The 24,835-nt window shown below is 36.2% G+C and carries 21 protein-coding genes; 13 read left to right on the forward strand and 8 right to left on the reverse strand.

Annotation, left to right across the window (positions count from 1 at the left end):
* Positions 1-48: 48 nt before the first annotated feature.
* Complete coding sequence (locus MYP_RS12345; protein ID WP_045463650.1) at positions 49-939, reverse strand: sensor histidine kinase; 891 nt, start codon at positions 937-939, stop codon at positions 49-51.
* Positions 940-1,142: 203 nt separating this feature from the next.
* Here MYP_RS12345 and MYP_RS12350 point away from each other — a divergent pair, with 203 nt between their 5' ends.
* Positions 1,143-2,603, forward strand: coding sequence for a cryptochrome/photolyase family protein (locus tag MYP_RS12350; protein ID WP_045463653.1), 1,461 nt, complete (start codon positions 1,143-1,145; stop codon positions 2,601-2,603).
* A 58-nt stretch (positions 2,604-2,661) separates the two neighbouring features.
* Here the strand turns inward: MYP_RS12350 and MYP_RS25030 are convergent, their stop codons facing one another.
* Positions 2,662-3,351 (reverse strand): transmembrane-type terpene cyclase, encoded by a 690-nt coding sequence (locus tag MYP_RS25030; protein WP_052430144.1) that lies wholly within the window; start codon positions 3,349-3,351, stop codon positions 2,662-2,664.
* Between the two features lie 41 nt (positions 3,352-3,392).
* Positions 3,393-5,090: a hydroxysqualene dehydroxylase gene (locus tag MYP_RS12360; RefSeq protein ID WP_045463656.1), complete on the reverse strand. Its 1,698-nt coding sequence runs from the start codon at positions 5,088-5,090 to the stop codon at positions 3,393-3,395.
* A 590-nt stretch (positions 5,091-5,680) separates the two neighbouring features.
* On the opposite strand from MYP_RS12360, the gene MYP_RS12365 reads away from it, so the two are divergent.
* The 5 genes from MYP_RS12365 (at position 5,681) to MYP_RS12385 (ending at position 10,057) form a co-directional block, all read left to right on the forward strand.
* Entirely contained in the window at positions 5,681-7,003 is a 1,323-nt protein-coding gene (locus MYP_RS12365) for an ammonium transporter (protein WP_045463659.1), read from the forward strand.
* 272 nt (positions 7,004-7,275) lie between these two features.
* The gene (locus tag MYP_RS12370; RefSeq protein ID WP_045463662.1) at positions 7,276-8,073 is read left to right on the forward strand and encodes a M48 family metallopeptidase; all 798 of its coding nucleotides are present in this window, start codon (positions 7,276-7,278) and stop codon (positions 8,071-8,073) included.
* An 85-nt stretch (positions 8,074-8,158) separates the two neighbouring features.
* The gene (locus MYP_RS12375; protein WP_045463665.1) at positions 8,159-9,208 is read left to right on the forward strand and encodes a trypsin-like serine protease; all 1,050 of its coding nucleotides are present in this window, start codon (positions 8,159-8,161) and stop codon (positions 9,206-9,208) included.
* The gene (locus MYP_RS12380; protein WP_045463668.1) at positions 9,208-9,651 is read left to right on the forward strand and encodes a hypothetical protein; all 444 of its coding nucleotides are present in this window, start codon (positions 9,208-9,210) and stop codon (positions 9,649-9,651) included. Before MYP_RS12375 ends, MYP_RS12380 begins: the two co-directional genes overlap by 1 nt.
* 55 nt (positions 9,652-9,706) lie before the next feature.
* Entirely contained in the window at positions 9,707-10,057 is a 351-nt protein-coding gene (locus MYP_RS12385) for a hypothetical protein (protein ID WP_045463672.1), read from the forward strand.
* 39 nt (positions 10,058-10,096) lie between these two features.
* On the opposite strand, the gene MYP_RS12390 is transcribed toward MYP_RS12385, so the two are convergent.
* A complete protein-coding gene (locus tag MYP_RS12390; protein WP_045463675.1) occupies positions 10,097-12,145 on the reverse strand; it encodes a sensor histidine kinase in 2,049 nt (682 codons plus the stop codon).
* 273 nt (positions 12,146-12,418) lie between these two features.
* Here MYP_RS12390 and MYP_RS12395 point away from each other — a divergent pair, with 273 nt between their 5' ends.
* Both MYP_RS12395 and MYP_RS12400 read left to right on the forward strand, forming a co-directional pair.
* The gene (locus tag MYP_RS12395) at positions 12,419-13,447 is read left to right on the forward strand and encodes a rod shape-determining protein (RefSeq protein WP_045463677.1); all 1,029 of its coding nucleotides are present in this window, start codon (positions 12,419-12,421) and stop codon (positions 13,445-13,447) included.
* A gap of 53 nt (positions 13,448-13,500) precedes the next feature.
* Positions 13,501-14,718, forward strand: coding sequence for a polymer-forming cytoskeletal protein (locus MYP_RS12400; protein WP_045463679.1), 1,218 nt, complete (start codon positions 13,501-13,503; stop codon positions 14,716-14,718).
* An 87-nt stretch (positions 14,719-14,805) separates the two neighbouring features.
* Here MYP_RS12400 and MYP_RS12405 read toward each other — a convergent pair whose 3' ends face one another.
* The gene (locus MYP_RS12405) at positions 14,806-15,351 is read right to left on the reverse strand and encodes an HdeD family acid-resistance protein (protein WP_052430145.1); all 546 of its coding nucleotides are present in this window, start codon (positions 15,349-15,351) and stop codon (positions 14,806-14,808) included.
* A gap of 276 nt (positions 15,352-15,627) precedes the next feature.
* Between MYP_RS12405 and MYP_RS12410 the strand changes: the two genes are divergently transcribed.
* The gene (locus tag MYP_RS12410) at positions 15,628-16,521 is read left to right on the forward strand and encodes a hypothetical protein (protein WP_156140538.1); all 894 of its coding nucleotides are present in this window, start codon (positions 15,628-15,630) and stop codon (positions 16,519-16,521) included.
* Positions 16,522-16,593: 72 nt separating this feature from the next.
* On the opposite strand, the gene MYP_RS12415 is transcribed toward MYP_RS12410, so the two are convergent.
* Positions 16,594-17,019 carry a methionine-R-sulfoxide reductase gene (locus tag MYP_RS12415; protein ID WP_231570037.1) on the reverse strand — a complete coding sequence of 142 codons (426 nt, stop codon included), beginning with the start codon at positions 17,017-17,019 and terminating at the stop codon, positions 16,594-16,596.
* A gap of 211 nt (positions 17,020-17,230) precedes the next feature.
* On the opposite strand from MYP_RS12415, the gene hrpB reads away from it, so the two are divergent.
* The 4 genes from hrpB (at position 17,231) to MYP_RS12435 (ending at position 21,534) form a co-directional block, all read left to right on the forward strand.
* Positions 17,231-19,726, forward strand: a complete 2,496-nt coding sequence (hrpB, locus tag MYP_RS12420) for an ATP-dependent helicase HrpB (protein WP_370568877.1) — start codon at positions 17,231-17,233, stop codon at positions 19,724-19,726.
* 19 nt (positions 19,727-19,745) lie between these two features.
* Entirely contained in the window at positions 19,746-20,009 is a 264-nt protein-coding gene (locus tag MYP_RS12425; RefSeq protein ID WP_156140540.1) for a TraR/DksA C4-type zinc finger protein, read from the forward strand.
* 142 nt (positions 20,010-20,151) lie between these two features.
* Positions 20,152-20,400 carry a hypothetical protein gene (locus MYP_RS12430; protein ID WP_045463686.1) on the forward strand — a complete coding sequence of 83 codons (249 nt, stop codon included), beginning with the start codon at positions 20,152-20,154 and terminating at the stop codon, positions 20,398-20,400.
* Positions 20,401-20,589: 189 nt separating this feature from the next.
* On the forward strand, positions 20,590-21,534 hold the full coding sequence (locus MYP_RS12435; RefSeq protein ID WP_045463688.1) for an SPFH domain-containing protein: 945 nt from the start codon (positions 20,590-20,592) through the stop codon (positions 21,532-21,534).
* Positions 21,535-21,629: 95 nt separating this feature from the next.
* Here MYP_RS12435 and MYP_RS12440 read toward each other — a convergent pair whose 3' ends face one another.
* On the reverse strand, positions 21,630-22,556 hold the full coding sequence (locus MYP_RS12440; RefSeq protein WP_045463690.1) for an aspartyl/asparaginyl beta-hydroxylase domain-containing protein: 927 nt from the start codon (positions 22,554-22,556) through the stop codon (positions 21,630-21,632).
* Positions 22,557-22,845: 289 nt separating this feature from the next.
* Positions 22,846-24,795: a hypothetical protein gene (locus MYP_RS12445; protein ID WP_156140542.1), complete on the reverse strand. Its 1,950-nt coding sequence runs from the start codon at positions 24,793-24,795 to the stop codon at positions 22,846-22,848.
* Positions 24,796-24,835 lie beyond the last annotated feature (40 nt).

Genomic DNA, 24,835 nt, shown 5'->3' on the forward strand with positions numbered 1-24,835 from the left:
TACATTCCTTTCTCTTCCATTAGAAGATTATACATATTAGATCAACAATCAGAAAGTACTATTCGGGATAACAATCTTTACTGTTGTCCCCTTTTTTTCTCCGCTTGAAATAAAGAGCTCTCCCTGTAAATGTTCTACTGCGCTTTGTACCAGGAACAAGCCCATTCCACTACCTTCAGACTTTTCACTTCCTCTGAAAAACATTTCTGTAACAAGACTAAGCACACCTTCTCTAATTCCATATCCATTATCTGTAATTGAAAAAGTAATGTGGTCATGTGTTATATCCATTACAAAGGTAATTTCAATCAAAGCATTTCTTCCGAAAATGATACTGTTTTCAAATACCTCTCTGAAGATTACATTTAGGATGTCCGGATCTGAATTGAAATCTCTGTTTTCCGGAAGTTGAGCATTAATAACAGGGAATCTGTGAGAATGATTTTGGTAAAGTTTTTCTTTAAATTCAGAAAAGAACGTATCGAAATTTATTCTGGAAATAATACTCTTTTCAGTTTTTAATCTTCCAAGGAATGAAAGTCCATCGAGTAGTCTGCTTAGCTTGCGCAAAGTCAATCTCATTAAATTTGACATTTCCTTAATCTCTTCCTGATCATTAGTGAGTTCAATAAGATTAAGAAGACCTTCAGAAGTGCTTACCGGCCCTTTCATATCATGAGATGCCCGATATAACAAGGCATTCAGCTGGTTATTGATTGCAAGAAGCTCAATTGTACGATCAGCAACTATCTTTTCTAAAAGAAGATTCTGTTCTTTAATTTTCTCTTTTGCAAACTTGAGTTCCTGATTAAGACCACCCATATTACGCAAAGTCATTCCAAACATATTCTCCTGATTGGTTATATGTTCTTTAAGCCTTGCGTTTTCTTTTTGTATTTCTAAAAATTGCTGATAATCAAAAGTCTGGGTTTCCTTCATACTTATCTTTAAACCAATGCTCCTAATTACTGGTTTTGTCGGGAAAAGGATTCAAAATATATTAAAAAATGTGGATAAACAGAAAAAAAGAGGTGACGGACTCCCCCGTCACCAGTGTAAGCAGAGAGGAATGTAATTCCGAATTACAAAAATAACGAATTTATCCGACATCATATTGTCCCTTTATAACTTTTAAAAACACTATGGATCAAGCTTTTTTAATATTTCCTCACCAGTTATTTGAAATTAACTTTCACAGAAAGAAGAACCAGCTTATCTGTTTAATAGAAGAGCCTTTGCTTTTTAACCAATATAAGTTTCATAAACAAAAACTTATATTTCACAGAGCCAGCTTGAAAGCTTATGAGGGACAACTCTTATCAAAGGGATTCAATTGCATTTACTTTGACCAGATAAAATTTCCTGATACTGAAGAAATATTTAAAGAGTTGGTAAAAAATAAAATCAGTCAGATCACTTATATAGATCCTACAGATGAGTGGCTATCAAAACGAATAGAAAAAAATGCATCTATTAATGGAATCAAAACAGTTGTGGAAAATTCGCCCATGTTTCTCAATACCAAGAAAAATCTTGAAGACTATTTTTCCGATAATAAATTTCATATGGCTGATTTTTATTCGCATGAAAGAAAACGACTTGATTTAATGATTGATAATGGAAAGCCAAGAGGAGGTAAATGGAGCTTTGATAATGAAAACAGAAAAAGACTTCCTAAAAATCACACACCTCCAACAATTCATTTTCCTCAGCCAAATGAATTTGTAATGGAGGCATTTAATTATGTAGAAAAAAATTTCAGTGCTAATCCGGGAACTGCAATGCCTTTCTTATACCCCGTCACCCATAGAGAAGCACAAACATGGCTGGAGTTCTTTATTAGTCAAAGACTAAATTTGTTTGGAACTTATGAGGATGCTATTTCATCCAAACATCCGTTTGTCTATCACTCAGTCTTAAGCCCACTCCTCAATTCAGGCCTGCTAATTCCGGAAGAAGTTTTGGACAAGGTCATGGAACATCAATATGAGATTCCCATCAATGCATTAGAAGGTTTTGTCAGACAAATCATTGGCTGGAGAGAGTACATGAGAGCTGTATATCAACTTAAAGGAAATCAAATTCGTACAGAAAACTATTTTAATCATAAAAGAAAATTACCCTTATCTTTCTGGGATGCATCTACAGGAATTTTGCCGGTAGATCATACTATTTCAAATGTTCTTAATAACTCCTATAGTCATCATATAGAACGTCTTATGATAATGGGAAACTTTATGCTTCTCTGCGAAACACATCCGGATGAAGTTTACAAATGGTTTATGGAAATGTATATTGACGCCTACGATTGGGTAATGGTACCTAATGTATATGGGATGAGCCAGTTTGCTGCTGGCCAGGTTATTACTACCAAACCATATATCTCCGGTTCGAACTATATATTAAAAATGAGCGATTATCCCCGCGGACCATGGGCAGATATCTGGGACAGTTTATATTGGAGATTTATTGATTTACATAAAAAGAAATTCCAAAGGAATCCAAGAATGACTTTAATGCTGAGACAACTTGAGAAAAAGGATAAGCAGACTATTAAGGGGTTTTATGAAAAGACGGATAAGTTTTTGGGAGTTGAAAGTTGAAAGTAAAAAGTTGAAAGAACTTTAACTTTAAACTTTCAACTTTTTACTTTTTACTCCTTTATGCAGGAATGAAGCTGATCTTACCATCTTTACTTCTCTCTCTTACCAAACTATACTGCAAGTAAATGTACAACAGATCAAGGAATAATGTAATGGCACATAAAGCCATTAATCCTTTATAGCCGGGAATATTCCAGAAATGATTATAAATCATCGCTGAACAACCTGCAGTACCAATCATTTTAAACCAGCCATTTGCTTTAGAAATGCCGAATTCAGGCTGCCTGATAATCTGATAGCAGTAAAATGCACTCATATATGTATTGATGAGATAAGCAGAAAAAGCTCCAAATCCGTCTGTATCATGCTCTGGAATCAGGAAGTACAAACCAATCATCCAAAACGCGAGTCCAAATGCTGTAATTACTACAGACTGTTTTTTAAAGGGCTCAAGCTGAAATTGCTTATAGCCATATTTAAAAATACTATAAATGATAAATATATCCATAAAGAACCATATCCTGTACCCCCATTGAAAGAGTTCTCCCAGATTGGTATGAAAGCACCAGCTCCAGAGCAGCTCCCATGAAAAGTTGGCTACCACCGCAGCTACAGGGATTTCCACCACCTTATATTTAATGATATTTATAATTACATTGATGTAAACTAGAAACCAAAAAATACAACATATGCCAAACAAGCTTAAGTCTAAGGGACTATACACTTCAAGATTTAAAAGCTTTTCCATAATTATAAAAGATTTAAATGGTTAATTAAAAAATTCACATGTTATCGCCCTGATTTTTCATAGAACCAGAACCTTATTTTATGAAGTACTTTAATTAAAAATGGCTGTTGATGCGACCATGGCAATCCTTTTTTATATCGCTGCAAATCTCTCCATCTAAGCAAGGCAAATAAGGCAGGTTCATGCAGGTCCCATATTTTACACTTTGGCGCCTTTACTCCGGATGCATCCAATATACTATTGACAGCTCTCCTTGCAGCTTCATTGGCACCTTCCATAGTAGCAAGATCCGTATTGGTTTTTACATAATCAGATGCCAGAAAAAGATTGGAAACCTGAGTGTATGCGTATGGTCTCAAATCCCAGGAATTGGTACAATTGACCAATAACGGCTCTTCATTACGCATAGGACTTTCAAAAACAATATCAGGATCAATAAATGATGAATGAATATATTCATCCTTCAGAACTTCCTTACCATTGACATTCAGACTTCTTTTTAACTGCTCCCAGATCTCTTTAATAATTTCCTCTTTCGAACATTCTTTGGCTGGTTTATTATAAAGTATACCAGGAGTATTCCAGTCCGAAACATCTACAGATAATATACCTTTGACCTTTCCATCGCCATGCTCAGCAATATTGAATTTTCTCCAGAACTGGCATTGATAGATGGAAGTCAGAGCCCAGGGTGTGTCTATATATATGGAATGACCAGGAACTGAATCAATATTAGTATTAAGATAAAACTGTGTTCCATTCATCCATGAAACATTTTGACTGAGCGTTTTGAGGTAATTTAATGTAGGGTCAATCTTTAAGAGGTCATCGTTAAGCAGGGTCACCATCACTTCTACAGGTACTGCCGAAATATAATAATCTGCAGTAAACTCTTGCTGCTTTCCATCACAGGAAATGGTGACACTTTTAATTGCATGATCAGCGCAATTGATGCTTAGCACCTTTGAATTTAACCTGTAATCAACACCTTTCATTTTCAGGGATTCAAGCCAGGGATCAATCCATACTTCATTTGTAGGACCACATAACACTCTGTCGCAGCTAATGCCAGGTTTAGCTATATCAAATAAAAGCTGGATAAAGATATCTCCACCGGTTTTGGTGCTCGCCTCTTCTGCCCTTGCAGCCACCAGGGTACGAGTAAGGCCCTTTGCAAAAATACTTTGATAAGCAGGAGATTGCTGATCGGCATCCAGGTATTCCCACCAACTGATCCTTTCATACTCATGCTTTCTTCTTTCTTTACAACTCGTCATTAATTGCCAGACCTTTTTTGCAAACAGGGCCTTTTCTTCAGTGGAAAGACCAAGGTTAAGATCGAGACCATCGGCAAGTATCTGAATAAATTCACGCAAAGACCTCGGAAACCTGGCCGGCATCAAAACCGGTTCTTTTCCAAACCTTGCCATTTGAATACGAGTGGTATCCACAAGATTATCAGCTACACCGTTTTTATTATCACCATATGGAATTTCTTCCATAGTGGCGATGATGTGCTTGTAAAACCTTGGGAAAAAGCGAAAACCATGTTCCCCTGGGAGATCTTTCCGACCATCTTTACCCGAGTTTAACACAGGAAGACTTCTTGCTTTTCCTCCCGGAATGTCCTTTGATTCAAATACAATGACATTAAACCCTCTGTTGATTAATTCATGAGCAGCGCTCAACCCTCCTATACCTCCCCCAAGAATGATGACACTTTTCTTTTTGGGATCCATAAAAATTCAGATTTAAAATACTTCTAATACGATGGGGATGATCGAAAAGACTAGAAGTTACCTGTATTAGCCTCAAAAACTAGATGAAGCACTTCAATAAATCGACAAGATTAAAAAAGGGACTTAATTCAAGAAATATTTCACATTACAGTATTATATATAATAGGAGGAATTGCAATTATGTTATACTACCTTCTCGACACAGCATAAACTATAATTGGATAATTTTTAGACACAATATCCATTAAACTACATTAATATTAACAAACATAGTTTCATAAAAAAGGTTACTATGTAAAAAAATTGCATTATTCATCTTAACTGCCCTAAAAAATAGGCTAATCAGCACAAAATTGAGACTTTTAATTAACAGAAGTTCAGGAATTTATTAATCCCGAAAAAATTCTACTTTAAAAAATTAGGTAGTAATATGGTTTTTTACTAGTTTTATTCAAAACAAGGTCAAATTTTAAGGCATAAATCAACAATATATATACATTATAAAAAAATACACCTAAAAATTTTACTTGTTTTGATAATATTTACTAATTTTAGTCCACAATTAACCTTTACTAAATTTTAACTACCTTATGAAAAAACTATCAATTGTCCCATTTGCGGTATTGCTGGTTGTTACTGCACTGGCATTTGCTTTCCCGGGTGTTCCAAAATCAATCGAAACAGAAGGTCTAGACACAGGTGATATCGCCTGGCTGCTTGCATCGGCAGCTCTTGTGCTCTTAATGACCCCCGGACTTGCACTTTTTTATGGTGGAATGGTTAACCCTAAAAACGTTATCTCTACCATGTTACAAAGTTTCATATGTATGGGTATCATCTCTGTACTATGGATTACTATTGGTTTTAGCCTTGCTTTTGGTGAAGACATCGGAGGTTTTATCGGCAACCCTGCCTCATTCTTTATGTTCCAGAATGTATTGGACGGAAAACCCTGGCCTGCAGCATCAACAATTCCATTGGTCCTTTTTGCTTTCTTCCAGTTAAAATTTGCAGTTATCACCCCTGCGTTGATAACAGGATCATTCTCTGAAAGAATTAAGTTCACGTCATATATTCTGTTTGCATGTCTTTTCAGCATATTGATCTATGCACCTATTGCACACTGGACATGGCATCCAGAAGGATTCCTATGCAAAATGGGGGTTCTTGATTTCGCCGGTGGAACTGTAGTTCACATCTCTGCTGGTTGTGCTGCTCTTGCTGCTGCCATCTACCTCGGCAAAAGAAAAGAAAACGTAGAAGCTACTCCTGCAAATATTCCATTTGTATTATTAGGTACAGGTTTACTATGGTTCGGATGGTTCGGTTTTAACGCCGGCTCTGCTGTTGGAGCTTCTGCCCTTGCTGCTTCGGCGTTCGCTACTACTAACATCGCTGCTGCTGCTGCTGGTATTGCATGGGTTCTGTTTGATTCTGTCAAAGGTAAAAAACCATCTGCTATGGGATTTTGTATCGGTGTGGTAGTAGGGCTTGTAGCAATCACTCCTGCAGCGGGCTTCGTTACAATTGCTTCCAGCCTTGTAATAGGTGTTGCAGCTAGCTTAATCAGTAACATAGTAGTAGGATTAAGAGCTAAAACCGGTATCGATGATACTCTTGATGTATTTCCTTGTCATGGTGTAGGTGGAATGAGCGGAATGCTTTTTACTGCTATCTTTGCACACACTGCAGTAAACGCTGGTAACGCTACCGGAAACGGTCTTGCTTTCGGAGAAACAACCCTTTTCGTATCGCACCTTATCGCGTTAGGTATAGTGGTAGCATTTTCTTTCGTAGGTTCTTACATACTTCTTGTTATTACTAACATAATAGCTCCTCTAAGAGTAACAGAAGAGGAAGAAAAAGAAGGACTAGACCTATCTCAGCACGAAGAAAAAGTTCTTGTAGTTTAATATTTCTGACTTTGTATAAACCAAAAGCTGCCCTGGTAACAAGGGCAGCTTTTTTTATTCATTAAGAAATCATTAGCCTTCATACGATTATTCTCCTCTCCAAAAAGTAGAAAACACTTTCAGATATTTTATTTCCGAAATTGAAGCTCTTCATTCTGAATAAGTGAAAAAGCAAGTTTAATGAGACAATACAAAAAGAATTATTTGCCTTTACAGATTTTTTCTAAATTTATCTTCGTTTTAGATTTTACTAACTCATAATTACAATATTCATGTTTTTTTCAAAAAGGTGGTATTTACTTCTGATGGTTATAGTCTTTTCCGGCTGCAACGCAGTAATGGAGATGATTCCTATCGATATTGATAAAAATCTGGGAGAACAATTTTCCTATCAGATCAATGAAAGTCAATCCCAATACCCTGTCCTTGACCCAGTAAAGAACAAGGAAGTTTATGCTTATGTAGAAAACATCAGAAACCAATTGATAAATTCTGATAAAATAAAATACAAAGATCAGTTTCCCTATACTGTAAAAATTATTCAGGATGATAACACTCTTAATGCCTTCTGCGTTGCCGGCGGTTACATTTATGTCTATACTGGCCTGATCAAATATGTTGATTCCGAATCTGAACTTGCAGGCGTAATTGCTCATGAGATAGCACATGCCGAAAACAGACACACTGTAAAACAGCTTGCAGAATCCTATGGTACAGGAGTATTAATTTCCTTGATATTTGGTTCAGACTTCAGAGATCTTATAAATATTGGCCAGCAACTTCTCTCTTTAAAATTTAGTCGCGGAGATGAAAAAGAAGCTGATGAATATGCTGTAGAATATCTTTACGACACTCCATATGACCCTAGAGGAGTTGGTGGATTTTTCAAAAAACTGATTAAAGAGGAAAAGGATCATAACCACATTCCTGACTTTCTAAGTACTCACCCCGCTTCTCAAGACCGCATCGACGATATTAATTCCAAATGGAAAGAACTTGGTTCTAAAGAGGGTGATACCAGTACTGAAAAGCATAGAGAAATTGTAAAACTACTGAATATCCAAAAGTAAAGGCTGACAAAATCAGCCTTTACTTTTTTTTATAACAAAACATTTTTACCCATTTTAGCTATTATAAAAACCAAAACCAACACGGATGAGAAAGACTTTACCCTTCTTATTTACTTGTATTACAATCCTTTTACTGACTTTTCCGGCTGATGCACAGATAAAAAGAATCATAGGTGGAAAAAATGCTGTTAAAGGTGCTTATCCATGGATGATTGGCATTGGCTATTCCAATATATCTGCACCAAAGAGTTCAATTTATTGTGGTGGAACAATCATTAACAACGAATGGATACTTACTGCCGCACATTGTGTTACTACTGAAGAATCCAACACAACTCCCTATCATCCAACAGAGATAAGTATTTTTCTCGACTTTTACTCTTTAAACAAACCTGAAGCTGGATATCAGAAAATTAACGTTAAAAAGATTATCATCCATCCGACATATAATCCCGTCACAGTAGATGGTGACCTTGCACTTATCCAGCTTGAGCGTCCGGTAACAAATAGTCCGGTTTCTTTACCCGAACAGGATGATACAACCTATACCAAAAACGGATTAACCAGTACTGTCATGGGTTGGGGATATACTCAACCTACCTCTCATATCGCAGATACCTTGCAGGAAGTAGAGGTTAAGATTATTTCAAATTCAGTTTGCAATAGCAAACAAGTTTATGAAGGTGAAGTGACAACTAATATGCTTTGTGCAGGATTTCTTGCCGGAGGTAAGGATGCTTGCGCCGGAGACAGCGGAGGTCCTCTTGTTTTCAAAGATGTCAATCAAGATAAAACTGTTCAGACAGGAATTGTAAGCTGGGGTGGGGATTGCGCCGCACCTAATCAGCCAGGGGTCTATACCAGGGTTGCAAATTATGCAGACTGGATCCAGGCTAATGCAATAGTGACTTCAATTACTCAGCCACAAAGTGTAGGCACTGTTCTAAATGGTTTTCTTCACCTCAATTCTTTCGTGTTTAGCGGAAATTATTCCATTTATAACATTAATGGAAGGTTACTTTGCAAAGGTTCTTTAAACAACGAAGTCGATCTGAATTCTCTTAAAGATGGCCTTTACATTATCCTGATACAGAGCGACAATCAGATGATCTCGGGTAAATTCTACAAAAATTAATGAGTAAGTTGAACTATAAAGATTACATTAAAGCCTTAATACTATTTATTTTCATTATAAATGCCTCATGCAAAAAAGGGCCTGCATCAACAGCAGATATTGAAGAAAGTAGTAAATATCCGGCTATACAGATAGTAAAAGATTCTGCATCTGGCTTAACTGCACCTAATTACGACATTTTATCTTCCAAAATCACAAAGGACATTTTAACAATTACAGTTAAATATGGTGGTGGATGCAGGCAGCATAAATTTGAACTAAGGAGCAATGGTCAGCCTTCTGCCTCAGTTTTTGAATTGCACCTCCTCCATCTCACTACAGACGACCATTGCAGAAGGTTATTATTAGACACCTTGCAATTTGATCTTTCTCCACTGAGAAAAATATCTGAGAAATACTCTGTTAAAATAAGTCCGTATCCTCAGATAATTTATCCCGATTAATCAGTTCATGAAATTAAACCTTTGCCGGACTTGTTCTAATTATAAAGGATTAATTATGAAAACAAAACACCGGGACATAGAAGAAATAGTGGCTGAGAAAGAAAGAGATGAACATCCCGGACTTTCTTCAGGACTAGGAGAAGAAGCCGGAGATTTTATGGCAGACACTTCTGAAGATGTAGATGAAGAGATTCACAACGGACTATCCTCCGGAGAAGGAGAAGAAGGGGGCGATTTTATAGGAACGGGTAAAATTAAGCATCAAAAGAACAAGATTTCAGAAGGACAAGGCTCGGCTGGATCTTTACCATATGAAATCGATTACAATAAAGTCGATACTGGTAGAACCGGATCTAATGTTGCTAAAGATAGAAATTTGGAGAAATCAGGAAGCGGGGAAGCATAAAGGAACAGGTGCAAATCCTGTTCTATTTATTTTTTAATTTCAAGAGAACTCCAACTGTTTAACTAAAGAAATTTCTATTACAAAGGTACTGCCTTTACCTTCAGCAGTATCTAGGCTTATTTTTCCTCCTATCTTTTCAAGAGCCATTTTCACAATGTGCAATCCTAGTCCAGACCCCTCTGTGGATGAATCAATTTTAAAAAACATTTCAAATATTTTATCCTTCAATGAAGAATCTACACCAAGACCATTATCCTCAAAAACCATAATAAGCTTTCTTTCCAATGACTTTATAAGTACTTTAAAATAAGGACTTTCTTTTGACGGATCACTATATTTCAATCCGTTCTCAACTAGATTTTGAATCACCGACCTGTAAAGCGACTTATCACCTCTGACAGGTTCTTTAACATTAATATCTATATAAACCGATATATTTTGATACAATTCCAGATGAGAAAAACTGGTGAAAGACTCCTCTACCAATACTTTAAAATCTATTTCTTCTTCCTTTAAGGTAGCTTGCTGAATTCTTGTAAGGGAAATCAGGTCAGAAAGCAGGAGATCTAACCGGGTAGTGCTTTTCAGAATATGTTCAAAATACTCTTTAGCCTTCTGATCTTCTACATCTTTTGCTCCGACCTTTGTAAGACCAATGATAGATCTTAAAGGTCCCTTAATGTCATGGGATGCCTTAAAGACAAATGTGTCCAGTTTTTGGGTCCTCTCAAGTACTTTTTGCTCCAACTCTTTATTGACCTTTGTTCTGAATTGTTCCTTTTCTTTTAGATGGCAAATTATCTGCTCTTGCATATCCTGCTTTTCTTTGAGTAAAACCTTTACTCTTACCGCCAGAGCAAGAGAAAATATTATGGCTTCCAGAGCTACGCCAAAGTTAAGACTGTAGACATAAAATATTGAAGGAGAAATAAATCTTAAATGATCAATTACATATATAGTGTAACCTAAAAAGAAAAATCCAAATGCCACAGTATACAAAAATGCGGGCTTATACTTTTGTCTACGCCATACATCTATGCCAGCAGCAAAAGTAAAAACAAAAATTACCAGATCTGTAAATGGGCAAACCAACCTGTATAAAACCGGATGTACAAAACTTACAAGATACAATCCCATTCTTATAAAAGTCCACATGACAAGCATGTTGTCAAACCAGATGGATTCAGTTTCTGTTCGCAAAAAAGCCCTGCAATAAAGTATCACAAACAGAATAACCAGCAGAAGGGAAAAGTCAGGTAAAAACTGGTTCAACTCTGGCATTTCAGGCCATATATATTGAAAGCCTGTTCCATCTTGTGTAGAAGCATAAATGATAATACTTATCAGATAAAAGACATAGTACAGATAAGTTTTGTCTTTTACTGTCACAAACATGAATATATTATAGAGTGCCATTGCAATGAGTACTCCATAGAAAAGAGCCAGGAGAAAATATTCATTCACTGCATAAGCCAGGAATCGTTTAGTACTTCTAATAACACCAATGATCCCTACAGGCCCTTCTGATCTTACTTTAATATAAATTACGTTGGGTTTATTCCTTGGAAGATTGACATCAAAGGCAAAGTTTTTATGCTTGTAAGTTTTTTTAATAAAATTCTGCCGATCTCCTCCATTAAACTTTTCAAAGCCTCCATAATGATTAGGGACGTATAGCTCAAAGTCATCAATTCTAAAATCAAAAAGTTCTATTGTCCAACCGGAAGTAGCTTTTTGGTTAATCACTGTAAATCTAACCCAGTAATCTGCCTTCGAATCGAGAATGGTAGCTACCATAGCAGAATTATAAGGTTCAAAAACCACATTGTGATGATCCACAATATCTTTTATTGTAATTTTCCTGCTGGTGTCCTTAAAAATTTCAATTACTCCTCCGGTGAAAACATAATCCTTATCCGGATCATTTTCCCCTATCTCAATAGGAGTCGAGCTGTAACCAGAAAATGAGATAAGATAAAGAAGGAATAAAAGAAAAGACCTTAAAACAGACATATTGAGTATCGGAACTCCGACTACCGAATCATTTAATAAACAATCACTTGCTAACTTCCTCTCCTGATCTCCCATACTTGACCTTTTAAACGGTCAAAGTATATTTGGTAACGGTGAGCATTATTTGAAATTATAACATTTCCCGAGCGGTTTTTAACATTACAAGGAGATGTACGCAAAACCTGTAAAAAAGTAAAAAACCGAGATACGATTTTTAATAAAATTAAAGGTTTTATCTTAGTATTTCTATTTATTTTTACATTTCTTCGATAAATAAACTTAATTTAAAGACATCACTTTTAGAAAATTCGCCGTTAAAAGGATTTATACAGGCAGGGTACTAACCATATGTTAAATTTAAATTTCAACAAAGAAAAAAGTTTCGCCATTGACCTTGGCAATAATAATACTCTTCTGACAGACAGAAATAATGTCTTATTATCAGAGCCTTCTTACATAGTTTTAAACAGATACAACAATTCTCTAAAGGCAGTTGGTGGTGAAGCATATGACATGTTTGAAAAGACACATGAAAATCTTAAAGCTGTAAAACCAATGAAAGGAGGCGTTATCGCTGACTTTCACTCTGCAGAAAAAATGCTTGGAGGACTTGTTGATAAAATTTTTCCGAGCAAGCTCCCTTTCAGAGGATTTGATCATATTATATCAGGTATTCCTTATTATGCAACTGAAGTAGAGAGGAGAGCCCTACGCGATGCCCTGGAACAATTTAATTCAAGAAAAAAATACCTGATTTTTGAACCCTTGGCGGCAGCAATGGGCATGGGGTTGAATATTGAAGAACCAGATGGAAAATTCATTGTTGATATTGGAGGTGGAATAACTGAAATCGTAGTTATTTCCTTATCCGGAATCGTATCCTTTAATTCAATCAGAACAGCCGGAGATACTTTTGATGAAGAAATTCAAGACCACTTCAGAAGGAATTATAACCTTGCAGTAGGGCTAAAAACTGCAGAGCAGATTAAAATTCGCATTGGGGCTGTTCGTGAAGATATTGAGAACCCTCCTGCTCCACTTACTATCAAGGGAAAAGATCTTGTTACAGGAATTCCTATTACAAAAAAAATCGACCACAAAGAAATCTTTTATGTTATTGATAAATCAGTTACAAGAATAGAGAATACCATCGTTCAAACCCTGGAAACATGTCCTCCAGAACTTGCCTCTGATATCTATTACAATGGAATTCATGTAACTGGAGGAAATGCTTTATTAAGAGGCTTGAAGGAAAGATTCGAAGCTCGTATTCAAGTGCCTGTACATATAGACTTCGATGCTTTTTTCTCAGTCAGCAAAGGAATTGCCCGTATACTTCAAAAACCTGAAAATTATAATCATGTGCTAATGGCCTAAGCCAATGTGAACAATGCATCCTAAGCGTAGTTTTTATCTAAACTTTAATAAAGATGAAACTACGCTCCAAAATCGTTCTGATTTCAGGCTTCATTGCATTATTTATCACCTTATTATATACTTATCACAATCCTGTTCTTGCCGGTGATTACAGAAATGGCGATGTTGTAATTATTGATTCCACTACAAGCAGAGACCAGTATATTTCCTCCAAAAAACTCATTTCCAAAGCTGTTCTCAACGGCGACTTGTATGCAGTCTCACAAAACATTTCTATTGAAGATACAATAAACGGAGACCTTGTAACAGCATCTGAAACTATTGATGTAAATGCTGTGCTGAATGATGATTTCAGAGCTGCAGCTCGAAGTGTCAATATCAACAACAGCACCATTAAGGGAGATGTAATCATCTTTGCAAACGAAGTATATATAAGTAAAGGGAGTACAATCTATGGCGATCTTACTGTATATGCAGGAACCCTATTCTGTGAGGGAATCATCAAGGGTAATCTTACCATTAAGGGAGGAACCATATCCTTAGGTGGAAGCATTAATGGTAATACTAAGATAGAAGGAGGAAAACTAACAATCAGCTCAGAATTGAATGGAAGAGCGGAAATAGCAGTTCAAAACTTTACAGTAAGTTCCACTGCCCAGTTTAATGAAAACGTAAGATACTGGAAAGAAGGTGGACCATTAAAAATTTCTCCAAAAGTTCATTCCGGTAGATTTGATTATGATAATTCTCTGGCTCCACATAAGGACCAAAACCAGTCTTCACTAAGATCTGGTTCTATTTTCCTCATCTGGCATATTTTATTTGCCATACTGATGTTTATCCTGCTTACATATATCTGGCCGGTATCATTTCAAAGTACGGGTGTATATCTTGCAAATACTCCGGTCAAAAGCCTTGGTTATGGACTTATATACTTCATAGTTTTTCCATTTGCAATTTTACTTCTGTTTATAAGTATTATCGGTATACCAATCGCTGTTCTTTTATTTGTCCTTTACCTCTTTAGTGTTTCCTGCGGTCTAGTCATTGTATCCCTTGCCCTGGCCAACTTTGCCAATTACAAACTACAGAAGCACTGGAGTAAATGGATGCTATTGTTAGCAGCTATCATTATTCTGATAATACTGCATCTGATCCTGTTGATTCCCTTTATAGGATTTTTAATCATTACACTTCTTACCTGTGCTTCTTATGGAGGGTTAATTTTAAATTTTATCGACAAGAGAAATCGAACCAGGTTAAGCTTTTAATGAATTCAAAAAATTTCACAAAAAAGGAGCTTTAAAAGCTCCTTTTCAATTTTAGAATTATTTACAGAATTTAAGATAACCTGGAAACTAAAATGCAATTCTCTTATGAGTAATAGCATTAATAATATAATATAATCCAAATACCATAGCAAAGATTCCGATAACATAAGTAAGTGCAAATGCTGAAGATACAGGAGTATACAATATCCAGAAAGCAAACATAATAGCTACTATTCCAAACAGAAGACCCAGCCACCAGCTTTTTACTTCAGATCTGTAGGCAATGGAAGTAGAAATCTGCAAAACTCCTCCGAAGAAAATCCAGAAGCCTACCATTATTGGAAATATTATAGCTGTCATAAAAGGATACGACAATAACACAATTCCGAAAATAATATCCAAAATGCCTTCAGCAAGAGCCCAACCCCAGCCATTAACTTTATGATTCACAATAGCAGCAATAGTTATTATAAAGCCTGTCACTAATGTTGTTATTCCAACATAAATTGCAAATGTGAGTATTGTTGCGATAGGATAAAACAAGGCTACAATACCCAATAGAATAAGAACGAGTCCCTTTAAGGCTGCCATCCATCGCACCCTTCTCTCATATCTTGATACAGAAGTCTCCATAATATAAGTTCTTAGTACACAATTATTTTTTCAATTAGTTACACTATATTATTATTAAAAAGAAGGACTTCAATTAAGTTCATAAAAAAGGACAAACTCAATAAGTCGGGCATGTTTAAAGCCTTTCCACGCCATTTATATTGAAAAATACTAAATAAAAGTGAAAAGAAATTAGTTCATAAAATCATCAATAATTATCCCTTTGAGAAGTTCAGGAACAGAATAAAAAGTCATTGATGTTAACCAATTGTAAGTTTAAATTAAAACAAAACGACAATGCGATATATAATGGTTATTTTGCTGGCTGCAGGGATATGGAACATTTCAGTAGCGCAGGAATATGTTTGTACAGAAGTAGAGTCTGGCCAATCAAGAATGTCCGATGATAAATCTAAACCGGATGAACTCCAGTACGACGAATACGACTATAACATAAATGATGACCAACTCGATGAGAAGGACAGACGATATGATTATAGTGGCATAGATGATAACTATAATTATAATGATTCTTATCAATATGAATCATCAGAAAGTGAAGACGTTGATATGAATGACGAAATGCTGGAAGATACTTCAGCATCATGTCCAAATGGTTCATCTATGCTGAATGATACTTCATCCTTTGAAGAATCTGCAAGTACAGCAGGAGGAGATACCTCTCTTTTCATGGAAAATGATGTGGCAGACAATAGCGGTCAGAATATGACAAGCGAAGAGGAGCTCGTAACTACAAGCAAAGAAATGACTGAAGCTACAGAAACTGTAACCTATAAAAAGAAAGAAAAAAAGCATCAGTCTAAATTCAGAAATATTGTAGAAGCTCCATTTAAAGTGGCGACCACAATAGTCAGTGAAACAGGCGAAGGTATTGCACGTATTGCATACTCTCCTGTAAAAGGTATAACCAAGCTTTTCAGAGGTGAGCCGAAGGATCAGTACAACAAAAAATATAGAGAAAGTGTCGTTGAAAATCCATCAAAACCTGTTGAGAAAACAGAATATTATTATGAAGAAGCAAGAACACCTATGGATGAGGGGTATGATGCTTCAAGTGAATACAATTTCGATAGCAATGATAATGTTGAAATTGAGAGAGACGGAGATGTGGAGATAAACTCTGAATCCCCTTATCAGGATGAAACTGAGGTTGAGATTCAGCGTTATTAAAAACATAAGTTTCAACCACATAACAAAAAGTCCTGAATTCTTTCAGGACTTTTTGTTATGTGGTGTATTTTATCACTTCTCTTTAAAAGGCACAAACTCCATAGAAACAGAGTTGACACAATGTCTTAAGTTCTTTACAGTAAAACCCTCTCCCTCAAAAACATGACCAAGGTGTGCTTTACAGTTAGCGCAGATAATTTCAATTCTCATTCCGTCCGGATCAGGAATTCTTTCTACAGCACCTGGGATTTCATCATCAAAACTTGGCCATCCACAAAAAGAGTCGAACTTATCTTTAGATCTGTATAAAGGCGCATTACACCTCTTACAGATATAAGTTCCTTCTTCTTTGTTTTTGTAATATTTCCCTGTAAATGGCCTTTCTGTACCCTTATGCACTATAACCCTTTCTTCTTCAGGATTCAAAGCATTAAATTGGGAAGAATCTTTAGCCACTTGGAACTTTTCTAACCCCACCGATTTTTCATTTGTATTCATAGATTTATTCTGAGAACAGGATGAAACATAAAACAACAACATATTGCTAAGCAAAAGAAAAACACATTTCTTCATTTCAAAAAGATGTTTATTACAATATAAAACTTTTTGAGATAGCTTTTCTTATGTCGTCTTTCTAATTTTAAAACAAAATAGCACATCTAAATATTGAATTGTTATTTGATTTTCATATTCATATAATAAAATTAAAGTGAGCATAACAGATCTTCCGATTCAGGAAATTATTCCGGATATAAAAGATAAATTAAACCTGTTTACCACCCTGATATTACAAGCTCCTCCAGGAGCAGGAAAGAGTACAGTCCTTCCGCTTGCTTTGTATAATGAACCATGGCTCAAAGGCAAAAGAATTCTTATGCTCGAACCCAGAAAGCTGGCCGCCAGAGCCGTAGCATCAAGAATGTCTCAGCATCTGGATGAAGAGGTGGGAAAAACAGTCGGCTATCGGGTGCGCTTTGACAATAAAGTAAGTAAAGACACAAGGATAGAAGTACTTACTGAAGGTATATTGACCAGAATGATTCAGCAGGATAATGCTCTCGATAATGTTGGTCTCGTTATCTTCGATGAATTCCATGAAAGAAGTTTGCACGCTGACCTTGCTCTTGCTCTCTGCAGAGAAGTACAAACAGTGCTCAGAGAAGATTTGCGTATATTAATTATGTCTGCAACATTAAATAGCGATCAGCTATCTTCTTTACTGGACAATGCTCCTATACTTTCCAGCAGTGGAAGACAACATCCAGTCACAGTTAGTTATATGCCTCCTGATAATAATCTTTCGATTCCTCATCAGGTATCAAAGGCCATAAGAAAAGTAGTGTCATTACATGATGATGGCGACATCCTTGTATTCTTGCCGGGAACAGGAGAAATACTTAAAACCTTGGATTTGTTAAGTGAAGATCTGAGAAGTATAAGAATATTGCCTTTGTATGGTGACCTGCCTCTTCAAAAGCAACAAGAGGCTCTATCTCCAAATTCTGAGGGGTATAGAAAAATAATACTGGCTACATCTATAGCAGAAACCAGCTTAACGATAGAAGGTATAAAAATCGTCGTAGATAGTGGCTTCTCAAGAGCACCCAGATTTGATCCCAAAACCGGATTAACAAAACTTGAAACAATACCTGTCACTAAAGACGCTGCTGACCAGAGAGCGGGAAGAGCCGGAAGACTAGGCCCTGGAATATGTTATAGATTATGGTCACAACCATCACATCAATATCTTCAGGAACAGAGGACTCCTGAGATCCTCGAAGCAGACCTAAGCCCTACTATCCTGGAGTTAATAAACTGGGGAGCAAGAGATATAAGTACCCTTTCCTTTCTTACTCCTCCTCCACAGGGTTCTGTAAAACAAGCCAAGGAACTTCTAAAAAACATTGATGCCATTGATGATCAGGAAAAAATTACAGAAAGGGGAAAAGAAATTATCAAACTACCTACCCATCCAAGAATTGCGCACCTTTTGATTGAAGGTAAACATAAAGGGATGCTTTCACTTGCGACAGATCTTGCAGCAATCCTTGAAGAAAGAGATCCATTGCGCAAAGAAGCCGGAAGTAATATGGTACTCAGAATAGAGGCGCTAAGAAGATGGAGGAATAAGGAATCTTCAGATGCTGAAAAAAATGTCCTCGAAAGAATTGAACGTATAGCTTCTTCCTGGAGAAAAACATTTAATATTAACAGTGACAACTCTGTTGTAGACGGTGCTTGTGTTGGAGAACTGATTGCAGATGCATATCCTGAAAGAATTGCTATCAAGAAAGATGCTGCCAATAATTCATACAGACTGGCAAACGGGAGATCAGCAAGACTCGGAGACTTTGATCCTTTAAATATTGAAAACTGGCTTGCCATTGCTCATCTAGATGCGGGTATGGGTGAAGGAAAGATTTTTCTTGCTGCACCTGTTAATCCTGACAATTTGGATCACCTAAAAAAAAATAAAAGAGCAGTAGGCTGGGATAAAAATAAAGGGATCTTGATTGCACGAAATGAGATTAAGATCGGTGAGCTTATAATCAGTTCAAGCCCACTTAAAAACATTCCTGAAGATGAATTATCTGAAATGTTATGCACGATTATAAGGTCGGAAGGTAAAGATTTGCTCCCCTGGTCTGAAGAAACAGATGAACTGATAGCACGTTTAATGAGCCTTCATCTATGGAGGACGACAGAGCCATGGCCTGAAATGAACAGAAGGTATATTACAGATAATGCTGAAGAATGGGTTGCACCTTATCTTCAAAACCTTAGAAAGAAAGAAGACTTTAAAAAACTGGATGTTAAAGGAATCATTTCAGGGATAGTTTCCTGGGATCTTTATCAAAAGCTGGACCTTCTCGCTCCTACACATATTAAAGTCCCCAGCGGTTCAATGATCAAACTTCAATATAAAGATGAAGGAGCTCCTCCTGTATTAGCAGTGAGACTTCAGGAAGTCTTTGGCTTACTTGATTCACCTGCTGTGAATGAAGGAAGAAATAAAGTAATTCTTCATCTCTTATCTCCCGGATATAAACCGGTGCAGATCACTCAGGATTTAAAAAGCTTCTGGCAGAACACTTATCAGGAAGTGAGGAAAGAACTCAGGATGAAGTATCCTAAACATCACTGGCCTGAAGATCCCTGGACTGCAGAGGCTGTAAGGGGTGTTAAAAAAAGGGAAAAAAAATAAAATTCTCAAAATAAGATTTATGCAATGTAACAAATGCCAGAAAGCCATTCCGGAATTGCGTTTGAAGGCTTTACCAAATACCCAAACCTGTCTAGAATGCTCAGAAACAACAAGAGTTGCAGGGTTTCCAATTGTTTCCGGAAAAACGACTTATTCTGAATTGCAAATTGTTTCTTCAGAAAAAGCAGAAGAATTGTATAACAAACAAAACCGAACTGGAGGGATTTCCGAAGGTGTTAAATTTAAGGATAATTCCATACCCAAGCTGAGTAACCTAGAGTAATTTTATTTTGTAACAGTCACAATATTTTTGGGGAACGTAAATTTGAATTTTAAATTATACAGATAACGAAAAATAAAATTTTACAAGTTATTGTATAGGGGTAATCAACGAATACGTTGTCATAGCTATAAATACATTTGCTATGAGAAATATTAAAAAAACTGTTTATGGAATTCTGGACAAAGAAATTCTGATCCATTCAAAAAAAATTGACAGTACTTCATCCTTTACAAAAGATCTGAAATTAACTATTTTAGATTTTAATCTTTTGTTATTTAACGTAGAAAACATTTTTAAAATAGATATAGGGAATAATGAAATAACTCCGGAGTCAACTATAGACGATCTGATTTACTGCATTAACACCAAAGTAAACAACAATCAGGCATAGTGTAAAAGTCCTGCCTCGTCTCTTAGCAGGCAGGACTTTTTATTAATAATCTTTGAAGCCCATTTTCAGGATTTATAATTTTATTGGATAACTTTTTAAGAAAGATTTTATTCTTTTTTTGTAATTCAACAACTATTGACTTTTTATATCGATATAGTATGTATAAACCATTATTTTCTTAATACTATCATGACCTACGTTTTTATTATTTTCGCCATCCTGACCCTCATTATTTTGTTTAGTTCTTTTGTTACTGTAAAACAGGGAACAGTTGGTGTGATCACTGTTTTCGGAAAATACCGCCGGATTATGTCTCCTGGATTAAACCTGAAAATCCCCTTGATTGAAACCATATACAACAGAGTATCAGTCCAGAATCATTCTGCAGAGCTTGAGTTTCAGGCCACCACGATTGACCAGGCCAATGTAAATTTTACTGCCATGTTACTTTACTCTGTATTGGACCAGAAAGAAGAAACTATAAAAAATGTTGCTTTTAAATTCGTGGACCACAACAATTTCATGCAGGCACTGATTCGCACAGTAGAAGGATCAATCAGAGGATTTGTAGCGACCAAGAAGCAATCAGAAGTACTCTCTTTGAGAAGAGAAATTGTAGAAGATGTAAAAGAACAGCTTGATTTAACTCTTGAAAGCTGGGGTTATCACCTATTGGACCTTCAGATGAACGATATCACTTTTGATGACCAGATCATGAAATCCATGGCTCAGGTAGTTGCCTCCAACAATCTTAAAGCTGCTGCAGAGAACGAAGGTCAGGCATTGCTCATCACAAAGACCAAAGCTGCCGAAGCAGAAGGTAATGCTATAAAAATTGCTGCCGAGGCCGAAAGAGAAGCTGCAATGCTTCGCGGACAAGGAGTAGCATTATTCAGACAGGAAGTAGCAAGAGGTATGACCCAGGCAGCCAAAGAAATGCAGGAAGCTAATCTTAATTCCTCTCTTATTTTGTTTTCAATGTGGACGGAAGCCGTAAAGAATTTTGCAGAACATGGTAAAGGCAATACGATATTCCTTGATGGATCTACAGACGGTATGCAAAGAACTATGAAAGAGCTGATGGCAATTTCCATGGGTGATTTTAAAAATTCCTCCGGAAAGAATAGTGACTAACAAATACTTTGCTATAAGTTCAATAAAAAAGCATAGGTTAATCCCTATGCTTTTTTATTAAGATCTGTTTTAAAATTTCCTTCAATTAAAATTGTCTAAAAGAAAATAAGGTAAATGATAGAGCCGAAAAGAGCATACTTCACTCCATAATAAACAGTTTTATTGTATGCCTTTATTCTTTTGCCGAGTAACCTTATCTGATAAAGATATTTGAATATTTTATTCAGATTTCCGGTTTTATCTTTTTCCTTATTAGGAGAAGCTGCAGAAGCCATAATAAACCAACCGAAGAAGCTGTTGAGCCATTTACCGATTTTCAACTTCATTGGTCTTTCAACATCACAGAAAAAAATTAATCTGTCTTTATCTGTAGCATTCTCCGCATAGTGAATATATGTTTCATCAAATAAAACATCCTCACCATCTTTCCAGAAATAAGACTGCCCGTCAAGGACCAGTTCACATTTGGGAGAATTGGGAGTTATCAGGCCGAGGTGATACCTCAGGGAGCCTGCATAAGGATCGCGATGTTCCGGGAGTTTGCTGCCTGCCGGCAATACCACAAACATGGCAGCCTTTATGGATGGAATATTTTTTATCAACTCTACAGTTTTCGGGCAACATTCCAAAGCCGAAGGATGAAAATCATTGTACCATTTCAGATAAAATCTCTTCCACCCTCTTCTGAAAAATGAATTAAAACCAATATCATTGTACTTATCTGAGCCCTTTATCAAGGCGCTTCTTTCAAGAGTTAAAGCTTCATCTCTGATTGTTTCCCAACTCTCCCTTAAGACCTGTAAATCAGAATATTTTGAAACCTCCAGATAGGGTCTCGAAGGGGCTGATGAAAATATATACATCAGGAAATTAATTGGAGCCATAAAAGTAGAGTGATCCAACAACTGGCGAAAGAAAGTATATCTAACTTTTCCTCTGTAATGAATATACATGGAGGAGAATATCAGAACCAGAAGAAATAAAACTTTGCCATTGAAGATATATTGGTACCAGTTTTCCATAATACAATTGTTCTAGCTTGGTGATTAAAAATGAGTTAGCTAAACAATTTCCCAGGAATATTGTTTATAAAAAAAGCAGGTAGTTTTTACTACCTGCTTCTTTCAACCAAAAAAATTTAAAAATTTACAAAACACTTAATCCGCCAATTCAAAATATAAGACGCTTATACAATAAAAAATTCACCATTGTGATTGTATAAAAAATAAGTTCGCCGATTTGAATCAGGGCAAATTTGATTATTCTACAAACTGGCACCTATAATGTAACCCCTCTCATCGAAAATAATTTTTATTTTATTACAGTAACTATAATTCTTTGATTTTCACCAGATACAATAATATAATCTCCCATAGGTACGATTTCCCCGTTATTTCCCGTCCCGTCCCATTCCGCAGGAGTCAAAATGGTTTTAATAAGAATTCCGCTCATATCATAAATTTTTGTTGTACCTGGAAATCCGATAAAATAAGAAGGTTGATACGCTCCTGTAAATGCAAGCACTTTTTCAGGACAAGGTTCATTTTTTTTAACTGAAATAATATCATTCGTCTTTAAGGCTTTACAACCTTGGGCATCTCTGATTTCATAATGATAGATGCCTTCATGAATATTATTAAATATTCCGTCCGAGCTATTACTTACTATCAATCCATCTTTTATCAGTTCGTATGTATAAGGGTAAGTTCCGTGTAGTGAAACAGGAATAACTTTAAGAGTTATCTCTTCACTGCAAGGTGGATTATTGATGTCAACAGAGATATTTCCTGCAGCAAAACCATCCCTAAACTCCACAGCAATACTATCAAAGGTTAAGCATCCGTTCTGGCCTTTAACACTTACAGTATACAATCCGCTGGACTGCACCTCAATAAAATCCCCTGTTTCACCCGTGTTCCAGGTATACTCAACACCTGATTTTCCTGCATTGATTGTAAATGAAGATAAGGCGCAAATTATGGTATCAGACCCAAGGTTTATCTCAGGGCCATCTGTTGCTTTGGAAAAATCGACGTTAATACTGTCATTGCTGTTACAACCATCCTCATCTATCAGATGAAGGGAATATCTGCCAGATTTATCTACCTGAATTGATTCTGATGTTTCACCTGTATTCCATTGATATAAATAACCTGGAGGACCATTCAGAATAAACGGTGATCTGCATAGGAGTATGGTATCTCCGCCCAGATCAAATTGAACCGGCTCTTTTAATTTGATATAAATTGAATCTTCAAAAAAGCAACCTTGTTTTTCAGCCGTAACCCAGTATGCGCCGGAATTATTGACTACAATAGATCTCTCTTTTGATTTTGTATTCCATTCATATGTATACCCCTCGGGTGCATTTAGGGTAAAAGAACCTGAACAAACAACAGTATCTTCACCAAGTAGATTGGAATTTGAATTTATAACATTAATTGAAATAGTGTCTTTTAAAAAACATCCGCTTGTATCCTCAATTTCCAAAATAAAATCACCAGACTTAGTTACATTTATAAATGGCACTGAATCACCCGTATTCCAGTAATAGCTCTTTGCATACAGATATGTACCTATCTGTACAGGCCCACAGAAAGTAGTATCTTTTGAGTAAAAAATCTCATTCCCATTGGTTATGGTAATGGCAAATTTGTCATTCACAAGACAGCTTTCTGTAGTTATATTTACTTCATATATACCAGGTTTGCTATTTCTGGTATTGATAGTTCCAGTGACAGAATCCATTGCCAAACCATAGGGAGTAGATGAAAACCAGGTATATAAATTATTATTACTTACAGGGATTAAATCCTGTTTGCTCCTGCAACTGACTGTTTGAGGATAAAAAATCTTAGCAGGAGCTACCGATAGTAAAGAATCATCCAGATAAAAAGAATTTCCGAATGTATATGAATCCTGAAAGCTCACTAACATATAGCAACCTCTTTTAGGATTATAAACCCTAAACTGATATTGCTCGCCTTGCATAAAGCCGTCCTCGTAGGCGTCTTTACCAAAAGTTCGAAGAATAGAATCACCAGGTATTCTGGCATATCCGCCGCATTTAGCATTTCCGGTAGCACTGCCAAAAAAGGCCCCTAGAAATAAAGTATCTTCTTCAAACATAGAACGATTTATATTCAGAAAAATAGTGTTGACTACAGAGGAGGGCTGCACAGTCCAGGGAACCTGGCTGTGTCCGGGTGTTGCCACAAACACTAATAGATAAAACAATATTTTGAAGAATCTTTTACTCATTCTTTTATCATTCTTCTGCGTATTTAATACTACAGTCAAG

The sequence above is a fragment of the Sporocytophaga myxococcoides genome, assembly GCF_000775915.1.
In the GTDB taxonomy this organism is placed as follows: domain Bacteria; phylum Bacteroidota; class Bacteroidia; order Cytophagales; family Cytophagaceae; genus Sporocytophaga; species Sporocytophaga myxococcoides_A.

Bases quoted from the DNA above. Each gene is read 5' to 3' on its own strand.
- MYP_RS12410 (WP_156140538.1), top strand. From the start codon at position 15,628: ATGCGATATATAATGGTTATTTTGCTGGCTGCAGGGATATGGAACATT.
- MYP_RS12425 (WP_156140540.1), top strand. From the start codon at position 19,746: ATGCAATGTAACAAATGCCAGAAAGCCATTCCGGAATTGCGTTTGAAG.
- MYP_RS12405 (WP_052430145.1), bottom strand. From the start codon at position 15,351: ATGGAGACTTCTGTATCAAGATATGAGAGAAGGGTGCGATGGATGGCA.
- MYP_RS12415 (WP_231570037.1), bottom strand. From the start codon at position 17,019: ATGAATACAAATGAAAAATCGGTGGGGTTAGAAAAGTTCCAAGTGGCT.
- MYP_RS12360 (WP_045463656.1), bottom strand. From the start codon at position 5,090: ATGGATCCCAAAAAGAAAAGTGTCATCATTCTTGGGGGAGGTATAGGA.
- MYP_RS12400 (WP_045463679.1), top strand. From the start codon at position 13,501: ATGAAACTACGCTCCAAAATCGTTCTGATTTCAGGCTTCATTGCATTA.
- MYP_RS12440 (WP_045463690.1), bottom strand. From the start codon at position 22,556: ATGGAAAACTGGTACCAATATATCTTCAATGGCAAAGTTTTATTTCTT.
- MYP_RS12345 (WP_045463650.1), bottom strand. From the start codon at position 939: ATGAAGGAAACCCAGACTTTTGATTATCAGCAATTTTTAGAAATACAA.
- MYP_RS12375 (WP_045463665.1), top strand. From the start codon at position 8,159: ATGAGAAAGACTTTACCCTTCTTATTTACTTGTATTACAATCCTTTTA.
- MYP_RS12365 (WP_045463659.1), top strand. From the start codon at position 5,681: ATGAAAAAACTATCAATTGTCCCATTTGCGGTATTGCTGGTTGTTACT.
- MYP_RS12430 (WP_045463686.1), top strand. From the start codon at position 20,152: ATGAGAAATATTAAAAAAACTGTTTATGGAATTCTGGACAAAGAAATT.
- MYP_RS12350 (WP_045463653.1), top strand. From the start codon at position 1,143: ATGGATCAAGCTTTTTTAATATTTCCTCACCAGTTATTTGAAATTAAC.
- MYP_RS12445 (WP_156140542.1), bottom strand. From the start codon at position 24,795: ATGAGTAAAAGATTCTTCAAAATATTGTTTTATCTATTAGTGTTTGTG.
- MYP_RS12390 (WP_045463675.1), bottom strand. From the start codon at position 12,145: ATGGGAGATCAGGAGAGGAAGTTAGCAAGTGATTGTTTATTAAATGAT.
- MYP_RS12385 (WP_045463672.1), top strand. From the start codon at position 9,707: ATGAAAACAAAACACCGGGACATAGAAGAAATAGTGGCTGAGAAAGAA.
- MYP_RS12370 (WP_045463662.1), top strand. From the start codon at position 7,276: ATGTTTTTTTCAAAAAGGTGGTATTTACTTCTGATGGTTATAGTCTTT.
- MYP_RS12380 (WP_045463668.1), top strand. From the start codon at position 9,208: ATGAGTAAGTTGAACTATAAAGATTACATTAAAGCCTTAATACTATTT.
- MYP_RS12395 (WP_045463677.1), top strand. From the start codon at position 12,419: ATGTTAAATTTAAATTTCAACAAAGAAAAAAGTTTCGCCATTGACCTT.
- MYP_RS12435 (WP_045463688.1), top strand. From the start codon at position 20,590: ATGACCTACGTTTTTATTATTTTCGCCATCCTGACCCTCATTATTTTG.
- MYP_RS25030 (WP_052430144.1), bottom strand. From the start codon at position 3,351: ATGGAAAAGCTTTTAAATCTTGAAGTGTATAGTCCCTTAGACTTAAGC.